Here is a 14779-nt window from a genome sequence, read left to right on the forward strand (position 1 = left end):
GCGGCCTCTTCGGAGGCCGCGTTTTCTTTTGTCCGGCTCGCTCCGCTGCGCCACTAAAATAGTTTCAATTTTAACCATCTCTGTTGGCGGATTCTTAGCCCTGACCTGCGAGCATCCGGTTGCGGCTTCCCGAGAGAAGCCTCGCCACAACAACAACCCAACGGTCTGGAAAAAAACCAGCCGACAAGTTTTGAGGATCTCCCATAAATGAAAAAACTTTTCGCCGCCGCTCTCTTCTCCATTGCGCCGTTCGCAGCAAACGCCAATGAAGTCGAAAACCACTGCGCCGCCTACGCCAACGATCATCACGGCGACGCCAGCGTCTGTCATTGCCTCGCCGAAGCGGCGGACGCTCATCATGAACTCGAAGCCAAGATCGAGAAAATTCACAGCGTTGCTGACTACGAACACGCAGATGACGATGTGAAACACGCCGTCGCCGCGTGTTTTCACAGCGGTCACTAAGCTTGACGCCATACGCTGACAAAAAAACGCGGCACGCAAGAGCCGCGTTTTTTCATGATCATTTTAGCCGGATCAAAAGACGCCGGGCAATCCGAGCGATTTCGAATTCTTGATTTCGACCTGACCTTCTTCGCCGATCACCGCCTTGATCGCCTCGTCACGCGCGGCCATCCATTCTTCGGGATTGTCGACGCGCAATGGCGCGGCGGAGTCATCGACCTTACCGCCATTGAACTTCCAGAACATGACCTGATTGGCGAGAGAGCGGTCTTTCTCACCGCGCCCGCCATTTTCAGCATCCAGAAGCTGGCGGATCGACGCATCGGCGCCGAAGGCGTTCGCCTTGCGCAACAGCATCTGTTCGCCAGCCGACGGCGGTGCGGACGAAGCGTCGCCGAGCAACACTTGCTGCGCGCGCTCTGACGGCGACAATTCCTGCGGGCGGGCCTCGCCCGGACGCGGCGGCCGCAATGCGTAATCCGGCGGCACAACCAGCGGCGCCTTGGTGGCGATGGCGAATTCATCAGGCGCCTGTTTGCCGCCCACCGCCTTCGAGATGCCGCACCCGCTCGCGCCGACAGCAATCAGCGCCATCACAGCGGCAAAGCGCATCGCAGAATTCTTGATCATGTGCATCACTCCAGACTTCTTTTCACCCGCCCGCCGAATGGCGCGCACTATAGCCATGGCTCCGGCTCGCCGCAAAGGCGAAACGCCCTACTGCCCCTGTTTTTCCGCGCGTTTTTCAGCCTGCCCTGTGCGCCAGGCGTCGAGCAGCAGAAAGGCGATGCCCACATTGATCGCCGCATCCGCGATATTGAAGACCCAAGGGAACCAGAGCCCGGAAAAATCGAGGAAATCGACCACATAGCCATAAGCGAGGCGGTCATAGAGATTGCCCAGCGCCCCTCCGATGATCAGCCCTACGCCAATCGCTGCGACAGGCCGCTGGAGGCGTCCCAGCCACCAGGCGAGCCCCATCGAAACCCCGAGGGAAATCAGCGCCAGAAGCCAGCGCATGCCGTGTAGCATGCCAAAGCTCGCGCCGCGATTTTCCACATAGGACAGATCGAAAATGCCGGAGATTTCGATCTTGCCGAGGCGCGGCAGGTCAATGCCGTGAACGATCCACATTTTCGACGCCTGATCAGCGACGATGACCACCGCCGCAAGCGCGAGGCCGCGCCAGAACAATCGGTTGGATCGCGCCTCGCCCCACCAGTCTTTCAGTTTCGCCATGGCGTCGTTCACGCTCATGCGCTCTTCCTTGCGTCTGCATCCTCGACGGCGTCGATGCAGCGCTCACAGATATCCGCGTGCGCTTCATGCGCGCCCACTTCCGGCAGAATGCGCCAGCAGCGGCGGCACTTCTCGCCTTCTGCTTCGACCGGCACGACAGCGACCGCTTGCGTTTCGCCTTCGAGGCGGAATGCATTTTCCGGCGCCGGTTTATTGGTCAGGGTTGCGCCCGAGGTGATGAAGAGTTCCGCCGCATCGAGCCCGTCATAGGCTTTCAGCAAATCGGCGTCAGCAATGTGAACGACGGGCGCCGCTTCAAGGCTGGCGCCGATGCGTTTTTCGCGGCGTTCGACTTCGAGGGCGCCGGTGACGACACGGCGAACCTCGCGGATTTTCTTCCACTTGGCGCCGAGCACATCATCGCGCCACGCTTTCGGCGTTTCCGGGAATTGCTGAAGATGCACGGAGCCGTCATCCGACGGATGCCGTGCAAGCCATGCTTCTTCCATGGTGAAGACGCAAACCGGCGCAAGCCATGTGACGAGCCGGTCAAACACTTCAGCCATCACCGTGCGCGCAGCGCGGCGGCCAACATCATCCGGACGGTCGCAATAAAGCGAATCCTTGCGGATATCGAGATAGAAAGCCGAAAGCTCAAGCGAGGCGAAGTCGAGGCATTTGCGCCAGACGCCTTTGAAGTCGAACTTTTCATAGCCCGCGCGCACTTCATCATCGAGCACCGCAAGACGATGCAGGATATAACGCTCCAGCTCCGGCATGTCTTTCGGATCGAGCCGTTCGGCGTCAGAGAAACCGTCAAGCGCGCCGATGAGATAGCGCAGCGTATTGCGCAACTTCCGATAGGCGTCGACTGCAGAGCCGATGATTTCCTTGCCTATGCGCAGATCGTCGGAATAGTCGGAGCTCGCCGTCCAGATGCGCAGAATGTCGGCGCCATATTGCTGCGTGATCTCCGCCGGATCGACCACATTGCCGATGGACTTCGACATCTTCCGGCCCTGATCGTCGAGCACAAAGCCGTGGGTCAGAACGCTGTCATAGGGCGCCCGGCCGCGCGTGCCGCAGCTTTCCAGAAGCGACGACTGGAACCAGCCGCGATGCTGGTCAGAGCCTTCGAGATAAAGATCAGCCGGCCATTTCAGATCATCCCGGCCTTCAAGACAGAAGGCGTGGGTCGATCCGGAATCGAACCAGACATCGAGAATATCCTCGACCTTTTCATATTCATTCGCCGAGTGGTCATCGCCAAGAAATTCCTGCGCGGGGGTGTCGAACCAGGCGTCGGCGCCATGGCGCTTCACCGCTTCCACAATGCGCGCATTCACTTTTGCATCGTTGAGCGGCTCGCCCTTGGCATTGACGAAGATCGCAATGGGAACACCCCAGGCGCGCTGGCGCGACACCAGCCAGTCGGGCCGCCCCTCGACCATGGCGCGGATGCGGTTTCGCCCGGACGCAGGCGTGAACTGCGTGTCGTCGATGGCGTTCAGGGCCGTGTCGCGCAGCCCGCCCTCGCCGACGCCGCCAAGCCGGATGAACCATTGCGGCGTGTTGCGGAAGATCACCGGCGCCTTGGAGCGCCATGAATGGGGATAGGAGTGCACGAGCCGCCCGCGCGCGAGCAGATTGCCATGCTCGATCAGCGCCTCGATGACGCGTTTGTTGGCGTCGCCTTCCTTGCCTTTTTTCTTGCCCTCGATCACGAGGACGCGCGCACCCTCAAAGCCCGGCGCTTCTTCCGTATAGGCGCCGTACTCATCGACCGTATGCGGAATTTCCGCCTCCATGCCGAAGGCGGTGACCCATGCGATATAGTCTTCCTGACCATGACCGGGCGCGGTGTGCACAAAGCCCGTGCCCGCTTCGTCTGTGACGTGGTCGCCCGCAAGCAGAGGCACGGTAAACTCATAACCGCCGGCAAGACCCTTTAGCGGATGGTCACAGGTGACGCCTTCCAAAAGATCGCCAGGAACCTCAAAAAGGCACTTCCATTCCTTAATAAGGCCCGCCTCTTTCACACTTTCGGCTAACGCATGAGAGACAACTAATTTATCACCTGGCTTTGACCACGGCTCAAAGCCGAGGTCATCCTTCATGGACACTACTTCATAAAGCCCGTAGGACATTTTCGGGCCGTAGCAGATCGCGCGGTTGCCGGGGATTGTCCATGGCGTCGTCGTCCAGATGACGATTGATGACTGTTTAAAGGCCTGCTCAAATTGAGCACCGCTCTTCGGGTCGTCAAGTTTCCAAAACTCTGCATACGCTTTTGCGCTACTCGGCGCGATCCTGGAAACCGGAAACTTCACCCAGATCGTTGTCGACTGGTGGTCGTGATATTCGATCTCGGCTTCGGCGAGCGCCGTCTGTTCCACCGGCGACCACATCACCGGCTTCGATCCGCGATAAAGCAAATCCTTGTCGACGAACTTCAACAGCTCATTGACGATGGCGGCCTCGGCGTCAAACGCCATGGTGGTGTAGGGATGATCCCAGTCGCCCTCGATGCCGTAGCGCTTGAACTCGCCGCGCTGGATGTCGACCCATTTCTCCGCATAGACGCGGCAAGCGGACCGGAATTCGTTCTTGGAGACATCGCGTTTGGCGCGCCCCTTTTCGGCGAACTCTTTTTCGACCTGCCATTCGATGGGAAGGCCATGGCAATCCCAGCCGGGCACGTAATTGGCGTCATAACCCAGCATCTGCCGAGAGCGCACCACCAGGTCTTTCAACACCTTGTTGAAGGCGTGGCCCATATGGAGGTGGCCGTTGGCGTAAGGCGGGCCGTCATGGAGAATGTATTTGGTCCGGCCCTTCGCGCTCTCGCGCAGGCGCTTATACAGGTCCATGTCGGCCCAGCGCTTCAGCCATTGAGGCTCGGCCTTCGGCAGGCCCGCGCGCATGGGAAACTGGGTTTCGGGAAGGAACAGCGTATCCTTGTAATCGCGCCCTTCAGAAGTCGCGTCTTTCGATGCGTCTGGCATCGTCATATCTCTCTTCAAATACGGATCGTGGAAAGGTCAGGAAGGCCCGGTCCCGGGCGCCTTTGTCAAGCCTTTGAACGGCTTTAGGCGGCCTGGCCTATTCGGCCGGGGGCCAGAGCGGGTGTTGGCGCGCGCCGCGCCGCAATAATGAGGATGCTGCTCAACATGGCCCGCTTCATATCAGGGACGACATGGTCAGTCACGATAAAAGGCAAGAGAGGATGCGCATCTCTTCCCCCGTTAACGGGGGAAGTGCCGAGCCCCGGCCGCGAAGGCGACCAATCTATAATTTGCGCGCGTAGCGCGCAGGGGCGAGGCGATGGGGGCTTACCCCCTCCGTCAGCTTCACTGACACCTCCCCCGCATGCGGGGGAGGAGATTCTTTTCTAGATCAGCTCAAGCCGGTAGACCCGGTTCTCGCTCGCCTCGCAGGACATGGCCCGGGCCCAGCTGTCGCCGCCGCGTTGCGCCCTGACCGTAGCGGTCATGAGGAGCGCGCCGCCGCGATCCTCCACCGTGTCGGGGGCATAGGGCGCGGAAATCACAAAACCCCGCTCGCCGAGAGCGCCGCGCGCCTGATCGAGACAGACCCGATACGCCGCCGCCGCAGAAATCCGGCGGGGCGCCCGGTCATAATTCGTATCCGGGGTGCGATAGACTGGCGCCGGGTCGACCGGTCCGGCCCCGGCGAGACCGCTATCGTCATAGTCATCGTCATAATAGCCGTCGTCGTCGCCGCTCTCATAGCGGTCGTCATACTGGTCATCATAGCGGCGCTCATCGGCGCGGCCGTCATAATAACCGCTGTCATAGGCGCGCTCACGGGCCCGGCTCTCATAAGCGCGGTCACGGTAGTAGCGATCCTCATAATACCGGTCTCTCGCTCGGTCTTCGGCGAGTTCATTCAAGATAATGGCGCCGCCGATGACGCCGAGCGCAATCGCGGCGCCCTTGCCGCCGCCGCCATGGCGGTGATGACCGCGATGACCGTGGTGATAGCCCTTGGCGAAAGCAGGCGCTGCAACGCCGAAAGCCAGGCTCGCCGCGGCGAGAGAAAGAATGAGTTTGCGGGCCATAACGCCTCCCCAAAACACTTTTAAGGAACCCCGCCGGAAGAGATGCGGGGAAACTGAACCATGACGCCATTTTGTCGTGGTTTGTGTCGAGAATGAGGCAAAACCCGTGCCGATACACGCCGCCGCCCGCACAAAACCGCGAGCGAATATTAACCGAGCCAACTATCCAAGAATGGCTCGCGCCTTCACGCAATCATCGGCGATCTGGGCTTTGAGCGCGTCGAGGCCGTCGAATTTCTCCTCGTCGCGCAAAAACGCCGCGAACGAGACGTCGATTTCCTTGCCGTAAAGATCGCCGTCGAAATCGAACAGATAGGTTTCGAGCAAGGGCGCGCTGTCGCCGACAGTGGGACGGCGGCCAAAATTGGAGACCGAGCCATAAGTCGCTCCCCCCACTGTGGTTCGGGTGACGTAAACGCCCTTGCGCGGCTCGATCAGCTCGCCAAGGGTCAGATTCGCCGTCGGAAAGCCAATCGTGCGACCGACCTTGCGGCCCTCAGTGACTACGCCCGTTACGGACCAGTCGCGCCCGAGCATCGCAGAAGCCCGCTCGACGGCGCCCTCTTGCAAGGCGGCGCGCACCGCGCTGGAGCCGAATTTCTCCGTATTCGGAGTTTCTGACAGAACTTCAGCAAGCTTCACCTTCAGGCCCACCGTCTCGCCGAGAGACCGCAGCGCTTCGCCATCGCCAGCGCGCCCCTTGCCGAACCGGAAATCGGCGCCGGTGACAACGCCCGCAAGGCCAAGCCGGTCTTTGAGCACATCGGTAACGAAAGCCTCCGGGGTCATGGAGGCAAGCGCCTTGTCGAAGGTCAGAGCGAAAATCTCTTTGGCTCCGGCGGCGCGCAACAAGGCGTCGCGCTGTTCCGGCAGAGTCAAAAGAAACGGCGGATCGTCGGGCCGGAAAAAACGGCGTGGATGCGGCTCAAAAAGAATAGCGCCCACCGCCGCGCCATGAGCCTCGGCAAACTCTTTTGTTTGCTTCAGCAAATATTGATGACCGAGATGGACGCCGTCAAAATTGCCGAGCGCGGCGATGATGTTTTTTCCAGCTACCATTGCAGCGCCTGCGCAACGCCCATAGCGTGAAGCCCCGCCTCTTCCAGCTTGGCCGCGACGGCGTCCGCATCACGGTCGCCTTCGTGAACGCCGCCAGCGCCAGCGATCATGAGAACATCCAGCTTCTTGTTATTGGCGCCGAGAATATCTGTCTTCAGACCGTCGCCCACAGCAAGAATGCGGGCGGTTTCCGTTTGGCCGCGCAGCGTTTCGATACGCTTCAATGCCAGATCGTAGATCGGCGCGTGCGGCTTGCCGCCATAAACAACTTCGCAACCGAGTTCTTTATAGATTTCAGCGAGCGCACCGGCGCACCAGATCAGCCGCCCGCCCCAGTTCACGACTATATCGGGATTGGCGCAGATCATGGGCAAACGCCTCTTCGCCGCCCGCTCCAACAGCCCGCGATAATCATCCGGCGTCTCATGGGCGTCATCTTCCATGCCCGTGCAGATGATGAACGCTGCTTCCTCCAGAGGCCGGAAATCGATGTCGAGCCCTTCGAACAAGGGATCGTCCTTCGCAGGGCCCAGACGAAAAGCCGGCGCCGGCAGCCGCGCCTCAATCGCTGCGCGGGTGGCGTCGCCCGAGGTAACGATATCGTCCCAGGCGCTTCGCGGCAGCCCGATCTTGTCCAATTGCGCCGGAATGACGGAGGACGGGCGCGGCGCATTGGTGAGAATGATGACCGGCCCCCGCGTTTCGCGAAACCGGGTAAGCGCTTCGGCGACGCCGGGAAACAGCGTAACACCGTCATGAATAACGCCCCAAGCGTCGCACAAGAGCGCGTCATAGCGCTGGGCGACGGATTCAAGGGAGGAAATGACAGCGATATCGCTCATAAGGCCCAAGGCCGATAAGGCCGATGCGCCTGCCGGTCAAGCGCCCGATCCACCCGCTACAAAGCGCCGCCGGCTTTCCGAGATCGGGTTTTCACCGCGACGTTCACACCAGTCTTCCGCCGTCTGCGGGTCGGTGAAGATGCGCGCCGACCAGCTCGTGCGGTTGATAAGCTCGAGATAAATCTTCAAAGCCTCGTCAAAACGATCATCGGGCACGATGAAGGCGACCCTCACCAGCGGCGTTGAGATGCTCGCCGCGCCGTCGATCGCCGCCGTCAGTTCCTGATCATGCTCCGGAAAATCGAGCCGCGTCACGTCCCGTAGATCGATGAGCTGAAAGATGGAGCGATCTGCGCGCGCATCGCCGTAAAACTCAGCGTCCGCCAGCCTGGTTTCCGCCGCCGTCACATCGCCATAGTAACGCCAATGAACGCCGCGGTCGCTCCAGGTGGTTTCATATGGCATTGCACCCCCCCCCCCGGTACCTCAGGATGCGGCCGCCAGTTCCGTCACATTCGCCGCAGAACTCTCCACAAACAGATAATCGCTGGCGATGCGCGGCGCGCCGAACAGGGCGCCCTGGCCATAGTCGATGCCGAGCTTCAAGATCTCGGGCATCTGTTCTTCATACTCAACCTTTTCGACGATCAGATCGATTTCATTTTCGGCGAGCGCTTTCTTAAAAGCGCGAATGCGCGCCTGGCCCACATCGCCCTTGCAGCTTTCGCTTAAGAGAAGCGCGCCCGACGCCTTCACATAGCGGAAGTTCTGTTCACGCAGCGCCGTCCAGTTGAGATCGAAGCGACGGATATGATCCACCGAAAAGGAGAAGCCCCGATCGGCGACAAGACGAAGATTTTTCTTCACCCGGTCATGCATCATTTCTACGGCCGGATAGGTGAATTCAAACACAAGCCGCTGGGCGAGGTCTTCATTGGCGTCGAGGTAATCGGTGAAGCGTGTGAAGAAATCGACGTCGTAAATCGTCGCCGGCGAAATGTTGCAGAAAATACGGTAATGCGCGCTCTGGGGCCCAAGCTGGCGCAACGCCTGCACCGAGCGCAGCAAGATCATGTTGTCGATGACGCCGATGCGATTTGCGCGTTCCGCGGCGTCAATGTAATCCGCCGGCTTGATGACCCCGCCATCTTCATGGCGCAGGCGAGAGAACGCTTCGAAGCAACGCATCTTGCGCTGAGGCAGGCTGACGATCGGCTGCAGGTAAAGATCAACGCGGTCGTTTTCGATGGCGCTTTTCACGCAATTAAGCGCCTTGGCGTCGGCTTCATCGATGGAGGAAACAGGTTCGAATTCGAGCGATGGAGGCGTTTTCGCGGGCGATGGCCGGAAGCGATTGACGAGATTGCGCAGCAGTTCAATTTCCTGTTGCGCACGAGAAAGGGCGAAACCTGCGCGGGCATGCAGGATCAGCGTCACCACAAGCGCCGCAGCGAGCCAAATCTCAAGATCCGGTTTGAAATTCGCCCGGATCGCCGCCATCAAAAGAAAGGCGCCAGCCGCCCCGGCGGCAAACAGCACCGCGGCGCAATAGCGTGAACTTTTCTGACGCAGATTCATATTGGCGCCCCGCACTTTCATTCCCATACGTCGCCCTCCCCGATCGCGACTAAGGAAACAGTTTTAGGAAAACACTCTAAAAAAGCGCTTAAGATTAGCTCCGGTTCAGGACATGACCGACAAGATGAGAATAAAAAAGCCCGCCAGGCATGACGCCTGACGGGCTTTCGAATGACGCTTTAAGACCGCGTTAACTGTTGAACTGGCTGTCGATAGGATCAATGACGATTTCAACCCGGCGATTGGCCGCGCGGCCATACTCGGTGGAATTGTCCGCGATCGGATGAGTTTCGCCATAACCAACCGCCTGAAGGCGGGCGGGCGCTACGCCTTGCGAGGCGAGATAGTTCGAAACAGAAAGCGCACGCCGTTCGGACAGAGCCTGGTTATAGGAATCAGAGCCCGTGGAATCGGCGTGGCCGTACACGCTGACTGAGGTCTTTTTATATTCCTTCAAAACGAGCGCCACGGAATTCAGCGTCTCGTAAAAGCCCGGCGTAATATCCGACTGGTTCACCCCAAAGGTGATGTCCGACGGCATGTTGAGAATGATATTGTCGCCCTGACGCGTCACCGAAACGCCCGAATTGGCGAGCCGTTCGCGCAGTTTCGCCTGCTGGCGGTCCTGATAGACGCCAATCCCGACGCCCGTGGCCGCGCCGACGCCTGCGCCGATAATCGCGCCTTTCTTGGCGTCGCCAGCGATTGCGCCGACAATCGCGCCCGCCGCGGCGCCGGCGCCAGCGCCCGCTGCGCCTGACGTCACCGTCCGGCTCGCCCGCTTTTCGCCTGTATAGGGATTGGTGGTGCAGCCGACCGCGAAAACCGCGACCGACGCAAGAATAAGCATTTTCCGCATTGCTGTAGTTCCTTTCAGCGTTGCATTGACCCATCGTCCGGGCAGCCTCGCGCCCCCGTCCGGCCCTGAAATATCGCCCGGAATATGGGCTGATTGAGGGCGCTCCGCCATTAAAAACAGGTAAGTAGGATAAAAGTTTCCCCCCAACCGCGAAACAATTGTCAGCAACCGTAAATCTTCCTTCGAGCCCACCCCCTTGACGGTTCCCCCCCACGCTCCTAAATCGCCGTTAGCACTCGCTTGGAGTGAGTGCCAACAGACGCTTCAGCTGTCTGTTTATTGGATTAACCTGTTGTTTTTATTCAGAAACACAGCCTAGGGAGACCTCAATCATGGCTTTTCGGCCTCTCCATGACCGCGTGCTGGTCCGCCGCATCGAAGAAGACCAGAAAACCGCGGGCGGCATCATCATCCCCGACACCGCCAAGGAAAAGCCCCAGCAGGGCGAAGTGGTCGCTTGCGGCTCAGGCGCGCGCGGCGATGACAATGAAATCGTCCCGCTAGACGTTAAGGCAGGCGACAAGATTCTGTTCGGCAAATGGTCCGGCTCAGAAGTGAAAATCGACGGTGAGGATCTTTTGATCATGAAAGAATCCGACATCCTCGGGATTATCGACTAACCCTCAGTACACAGACTTAAGGAGAAGCATCAATGGCTGCCAAGGAAGTCAAGTTCGATGTCGAAGCGCGCAATAAAATGCTGCGCGGCGTCGATATTCTCGCCAATGCGGTGAAAGTGACTCTCGGCCCGAAAGGCCGCAACGTCGTCATCGACAAATCGTTCGGCGCACCGCGCACAACGAAAGACGGCGTAACTGTCGCAAAAGAAATCGAACTTGAAGACAAGTTCGAGAATATGGGCGCCCAGATGGTGCGCGAAGTGGCGTCGAAAACCAATGACGAAGCCGGCGACGGCACCACGACCGCAACCGTTCTCGCCCAGGCGATCGTCAAAGAAGGCGCAAAAGCTGTCGCCGCCGGCATGAACCCGATGGATTTGAAACGCGGCGTCGATCTCGCTGTAGCGAAAGTCATCGAGGACATCAAAAATCGCGCAACGAAAATCGCCTCTTCTTCTGAAATCGCGCAGGTCGGCACGATTTCCGCCAATGGCGAAAAAGAAATCGGCGAAATGATCGCAAAAGCGATGGAAAAAGTCGGCAATGAAGGCGTCATCACGGTTGAGGAAGCCAAGACGGCTGAAACCGAACTCGACGTCGTTGAAGGCATGCAGTTCGACCGCGGCTACCTGTCGCCTTACTTCATCACCAATGCTGACAAGATGATTGCGGAGCTTGAAGACCCCTACATCCTCTTGCACGAGAAAAAACTCGGCAATCTTCAGTCCATGCTGCCGCTTCTGGAAGCAGTGGTTCAGTCCTCGCGTCCGCTGCTGATCATCGCAGAAGATGTCGAAGGCGAAGCGCTGGCGACCCTCGTCGTCAACAAGCTCCGCGGCGGCCTCAAAATCGCAGCCGTGAAAGCGCCTGGCTTTGGCGATCGCCGCAAAGCGATGCTCGAAGACATCGCGATCCTCACTGGCGGCCAGGTCATCTCCGAAGATCTCGGCATCAAGCTTGAAAATGTCGGCCTCGACATGCTCGGCACCGCCAAAAAAGTCACGATCAATAAAGACGACACCACCATCGTCGACGGCGCTGGCGAAAAAGCGGACATCGAAGCCCGCACCAACCAGATCCGCAAGCAGATCGAAGACACGACTTCCGATTACGACCGTGAGAAACTGCAGGAACGTCTGGCGAAACTCGCTGGCGGCGTTGCTGTGATCAAGGTTGGCGGCGTGACCGAAATGGAAGTGAAAGAACGCAAGGACCGCGTCGATGACGCGCTCAACGCAACCCGTGCGGCTGTCGAGGAAGGCATCGTTCCGGGCGGCGGCGCGGCCCTACTCTACGCCTCAAAAGCGCTTGACGGTCTCGAAGGCGAAAACGCCGACCAGACTGCGGGCATCAACATCGTGCGCCGCGCCGTTCAGGCTCCGATCCGTCAGATCGTCAAAAACGCTGGCGGCGAAGGCTCGATCGTTGTGGGCAAGCTGATGGAGCAGGACAGCTACAAGTTCGGCTTTAACGCTCAGACCGACGAATATGTCGATCTTATCGCGGCAGGCATCGTCGATCCGGCGAAAGTCGTACGCACCGCGCTTCAGGATGCGGCTTCTGTCGCCGGCCTCCTGATCACCACCGAAGCCATGATCGCCGACGCGCCGAAAAAAGAAGGCTCCGGCGGCGGCATGCCTGACATGGGCGGCATGGGCGGCATGGGTGGAATGGGCGGCATGATGTAAGCCGGCTTTCCAGCCACAAATTCAGTAGCGTAAAAAAAGGGCGGCCCCACAAGGGCCGCCTTTTTTGCAGCGCACCCATACCCGTTTAACGGGTATTACAGGCGCCGTCATTGCGCGCCGCCCTTCTTTTGCTAGTCTCCCGGCGGGGCATTCAAGGCGGGGCTGACATGACATTATTCTTGCGCGCGGCGCGGACGGCGTTTCTTTCCTATTTCATCATGATGACAACGGTTTTTGCGCAAGATGCGCAGCCGGCAGACATCGCCGCCGCACTGTCGGAAGACCCGGCGCAGGAAAGCGACGGCTCCGAAAACGAACCCGCCGATTTATTCGCCCGAGACACCTTCCGCCTGCGCACCGTCATCTGCCCGTTCAAAGGCCAAGTTGACTACAAGCCCGGCGAAATTTCCTGCAGCCTTCTGGAAGTCCCGGAAAATCGCGAGAAATCCCGCTCGCGCATGATCGAACTCAGCATCACCAAACTGCACGCAAGACAGCCGGACGATTGGGACACAGAAGAAAAGGGTGAGTGGAAAAAGCGCGAAGACCCGATCATTTACCTCACCGGCGGACCGGGCGCGAAGGCCCAAGGCTATGTGAGCCGGTTCAAGGATCACGGCATTCGCGATGCGCGCGATCTTTATATTCTTGAACAGCGCGGCATCGGCTGGTCGGCGGATTTCTGTCAGGATTATTCGCTGTTCGATCCAGCGGCGGCGAACGCCCCCGACTGGGAGACCTATCAACAGGCTGGCCTCGAAGCGATGGAGGCCTGTTTCGCAAAGGCAAAGGCCGCCCGTGTCGATCTTTCCGGCTATTCTACGGTGGAAAACGCCCGCGACGTTCACGCCCTGCGTCGGGCGCTCGGCTTCGAGCAGTGGAATGTCTGGGGCATTTCCTATGGCTCGATCCTCGGCCAGGCCTATCTGAAAGAAGATCCGGAAGGCGTTCGCGCCGCTGTGATCGACGCCATTGTTCCCTTGCAACAGGACATCACCTTCTTTCATATCGCGCGCCATTACGACCGTGTACTGACGATGCTGGAAGACGCCTGCAAGGAAGACAGCGCCTGCGCGCGCGATTTTCCCGACCTTGTGGAGCGCTATAAAAACGCGATCAAGAAAGTCGCGGCGAACCCGATTGAACTCGATGCACTGGACGAGGAGCTTTTCCCGAGCGGGAAAGCCTATTTCTTTCATGACCTGATCGGCGGGGCGCCCTTCTCGCTGTTTTACGAGCAGAAAAATTACCCCTCGCTTCCCGCCTTCATCTCGGCGTTGACGCGCATGGTCGAGGAAGAAAATTATGACGCCCTGCGCATCGCCACCGCTGGCGGCGGGGGCGACGGCTTCGACATTAGCCAGGGAATGTACAACGCGATTTCCTGTAATGACGGCTGGGCGCCCGGCATCCGCAAATCATTTGAAGAGGACGGGCTCGATCATCCTGTCCTGTCGATGATTTTCGGCGATCCCTCTCTCGCCGACGAACAGGCGAAAATCTGCAAGCGCTATGGCGCGGACGCACGGCCGGCGGAAGAATATCTGCCGGTGGAAACCAATATCCGCACGCTCTTGGTGGAGGGCGCCATGGACCCGATTACGCCGCCGCCGCTGGCGAAACTCATCCTCCCCGGCTTTTCCAACGGCACCTATGTGGAGTTCGCCTATGCGGGACACGGGCCGACACGTTCGGTCAAATGCGCGGGTGAGTTCCTGACGAAATTCTATGACGATCCCGAAGGCGAACTGGACCTCTCCTGCCCGCAAAGCATGGAACGGCCGGAATTTTCCGGACCCCTGTTCGCCACGAACGGGCTCACCAATCTCGCGGTGATGTTCACGGAAGACAAGAAGTCCATCGCCTTTCCGGCAATCTGGATCGGCCTCGCCGCGGTGATCTTCGTCTTCGGCGCCATCGTCTACACACTTTCGCCTGTCGCCCGCATCATCAACCGCTCGGGCGCCATGCCAACCGGCGGGGCGCGCATCATCGCCTGGATCACAGCGCTCGCCGGCGCGGCTTCCATTGGCGGGATCGCAGCCGGCGCGGCCATGGCGGCGCAGGAAAATGCGCTCTTGTTGCTGACAGGCCTGCCGGGCTGGACAAAACTCGCAGCGCTCGCCGGTCTCGCCGCAGGCCCGCTCGGGCTCTTGCTGTTATGGCTCACCGTAAAGGCGCGCATGCGCACGCCCTTGCCCATCGGCGTCAGCCTCGGCCTCATCCTCACAGGCGCGGCGGGCGTCGCCCTCGCCGCCTGGATTGCGGTCTGGGGCTTCCTGCCTTTCTGACCGGGAGAGCATGATTTCCTGAAAAAGGCGGCTCTTTTGGGCCGCCTTTTTTCTTGC

The 14779-nt window shown here is 59.5% G+C and carries 13 protein-coding genes; 4 read left to right on the top strand and 9 right to left on the bottom strand.

Going from position 1 to position 14779, the window contains the following annotated elements; genetic code table 11:
- The first annotated feature begins 207 nt into the window (after positions 1-207).
- Positions 208-465 carry a hypothetical protein gene (locus ACFOOP_RS03760; protein ID WP_379879525.1) on the top strand — a complete coding sequence of 86 codons (258 nt, stop codon included), beginning with the start codon at positions 208-210 and terminating at the stop codon, positions 463-465.
- Positions 466-537: 72 nt separating this feature from the next.
- On the opposite strand, the gene ACFOOP_RS03765 is transcribed toward ACFOOP_RS03760, so the two are convergent.
- The 9 genes from ACFOOP_RS03765 to ACFOOP_RS03805 all read right to left on the bottom strand — a co-directional run bounded on the left by ACFOOP_RS03765 (position 538) and on the right by ACFOOP_RS03805 (position 10123).
- Positions 538-1095, bottom strand: coding sequence for a DUF3035 domain-containing protein (locus ACFOOP_RS03765; RefSeq protein WP_379879526.1), 558 nt, complete (start codon positions 1093-1095; stop codon positions 538-540).
- 87 nt (positions 1096-1182) lie between these two features.
- Positions 1183-1722, bottom strand: a complete 540-nt coding sequence (lspA, locus tag ACFOOP_RS03770; RefSeq protein WP_379879527.1) for a signal peptidase II — start codon at positions 1720-1722, stop codon at positions 1183-1185.
- A complete protein-coding gene (gene ileS, locus ACFOOP_RS03775; RefSeq protein WP_379879528.1) occupies positions 1719-4715 on the bottom strand; it encodes an isoleucine--tRNA ligase in 2997 nt (998 codons plus the stop codon). The genes lspA and ileS overlap by 4 nt, the downstream gene beginning before the upstream one ends.
- 380 nt (positions 4716-5095) lie before the next feature.
- Positions 5096-5785 carry a hypothetical protein gene (locus ACFOOP_RS03780; RefSeq protein WP_379879529.1) on the bottom strand — a complete coding sequence of 230 codons (690 nt, stop codon included), beginning with the start codon at positions 5783-5785 and terminating at the stop codon, positions 5096-5098.
- A 162-nt stretch (positions 5786-5947) separates the two neighbouring features.
- A complete protein-coding gene (locus ACFOOP_RS03785) occupies positions 5948-6844 on the bottom strand; it encodes a bifunctional riboflavin kinase/FAD synthetase (protein ID WP_379879530.1) in 897 nt (298 codons plus the stop codon).
- On the bottom strand, positions 6838-7686 hold the full coding sequence (locus tag ACFOOP_RS03790) for a TIGR01459 family HAD-type hydrolase (RefSeq protein ID WP_379879531.1): 849 nt from the start codon (positions 7684-7686) through the stop codon (positions 6838-6840). Before ACFOOP_RS03790 ends, ACFOOP_RS03785 begins: the two co-directional genes overlap by 7 nt.
- A gap of 36 nt (positions 7687-7722) precedes the next feature.
- Positions 7723-8151 carry a hypothetical protein gene (locus ACFOOP_RS03795; RefSeq protein ID WP_379879532.1) on the bottom strand — a complete coding sequence of 143 codons (429 nt, stop codon included), beginning with the start codon at positions 8149-8151 and terminating at the stop codon, positions 7723-7725.
- Positions 8152-8172: 21 nt separating this feature from the next.
- On the bottom strand, positions 8173-9291 hold the full coding sequence (locus tag ACFOOP_RS03800; protein ID WP_379879533.1) for an EAL domain-containing protein: 1119 nt from the start codon (positions 9289-9291) through the stop codon (positions 8173-8175).
- Positions 9292-9454: 163 nt separating this feature from the next.
- Positions 9455-10123: a YiaD family glycine zipper/OmpA-like lipoprotein gene (locus ACFOOP_RS03805; protein WP_379879534.1), complete on the bottom strand. Its 669-nt coding sequence runs from the start codon at positions 10121-10123 to the stop codon at positions 9455-9457.
- 332 nt (positions 10124-10455) lie between these two features.
- Between ACFOOP_RS03805 and groES the strand changes: the two genes are divergently transcribed.
- From groES to ACFOOP_RS03820, 3 genes are all read left to right on the top strand, one after another.
- Positions 10456-10743, top strand: a complete 288-nt coding sequence (groES, locus tag ACFOOP_RS03810) for a co-chaperone GroES (protein ID WP_379879535.1) — start codon at positions 10456-10458, stop codon at positions 10741-10743.
- Between the two features lie 32 nt (positions 10744-10775).
- Positions 10776-12431, top strand: a complete 1656-nt coding sequence (gene groL, locus ACFOOP_RS03815; RefSeq protein ID WP_379879536.1) for a chaperonin GroEL — start codon at positions 10776-10778, stop codon at positions 12429-12431.
- A 167-nt stretch (positions 12432-12598) separates the two neighbouring features.
- The gene (locus tag ACFOOP_RS03820) at positions 12599-14722 is read left to right on the top strand and encodes an alpha/beta fold hydrolase (protein WP_379879537.1); all 2124 of its coding nucleotides are present in this window, start codon (positions 12599-12601) and stop codon (positions 14720-14722) included.
- Positions 14723-14779: the final 57 nt, after the last annotated feature.

The sequence above is a fragment of the Hyphococcus aureus genome (assembly GCF_042643165.1).
GTDB classification, from domain to species: Bacteria; Pseudomonadota; Alphaproteobacteria; order Caulobacterales; family Parvularculaceae; genus Hyphococcus; species Hyphococcus aureus.